We start from the raw sequence: 947 nt of genomic DNA, 5'->3' as shown, positions 1-947 counted from the left end.
GGATGGGCGATGAACGAGAAGGCGCTCGACGAAACCAGCCCGCTCTATCTATCCGGCGCCTTGCTCGACGGCTGGTATGCGCCCAGCCTTCGCGGCGACGGGAATACGGGGCTCGGCCGGTGGAGCGAGGCGGACATCTATCAGTTCCTCAAGAGCGGACGCAACCGGCACGCCGTCGTCTTCGGTTCGATGACCGACGCCTACAACAACTCGACGCAGTTCATGGCGGACGACGACCTGAAGGCGGTCGCGCGCTATCTCAAATCGCTGCCTGGCGATCCCGGCAGGGATGGCGCGCCGTGGAAATACGAGGAGACGTCGGGCGGCGCCCTGGCCATGGGCGAGCGATCGAAGCTTCCCGGTACGCAGACCTTCATGGCCCGGTGCAGCGCCTGCCATGGGCCGGACGGGCGCGGGCAGGGACAATGGATACCGCCTCTGGCCGGGAGCGCGTCGTCCATGGCGAAGGAGAATGCTTCCAGCATCAACGCGACCTTGAACGGGTCGGGACGGGTGGTCGCCAGTGGCATCCCGGACGCCTATCGCATGCCCTCCTACCGGAATCAGCTTTCCGATCAGGAGATCGCGGACGTGCTGACTTTCGTGCGGACGTCCTGGGGCAACAGGGGGGGTACGGTGAAGCCGGAGGACGTGAAGAACCTTCGCGAACGGACGAATCCTGCGAGCAGCGAGGTCATCGTCCTGCAGATGCGTTGATGGTTAACGCCGCCGGCCGCATCCGATTATTGGCTGGGGCGGTCGGCGCACCGGAATCAGCGGCCTGCTGCCTGCGCGCTCGATAGCCGCCAGCTCGGTGCTGGCCATCACGGTACGCGGGTACGAAGTTGGCCGTATTGGCAGCCGGGGCTGCCGACGATGGTGCCGTCGGCGATTGATGAGTAGCAGCGCTAGTCGGGGACATTGGTGAGCTGACCGCGCGCGGTCAG

1 protein-coding gene is annotated in these 947 nt (G+C 65.7%); it reads left to right on the top strand.

Annotation, left to right across the window (positions count from 1 at the left end; genetic code table 11):
- On the top strand, positions 1-717 hold a 717-nt coding region (locus ACH65_RS17925; protein ID WP_049624004.1), incomplete at its 5' end, for a c-type cytochrome.
- Positions 718-947: the final 230 nt, after the last annotated feature.

This window comes from Frateuria defendens (assembly GCF_001182895.1).
In the GTDB taxonomy this organism is placed as follows: Bacteria; Pseudomonadota; Gammaproteobacteria; order Xanthomonadales; family Rhodanobacteraceae; genus Frateuria_B; species Frateuria_B defendens.
Note: the sequence above shows the minus strand (reverse complement) of the source record. Positions and strands in the feature narration are given on the sequence as shown.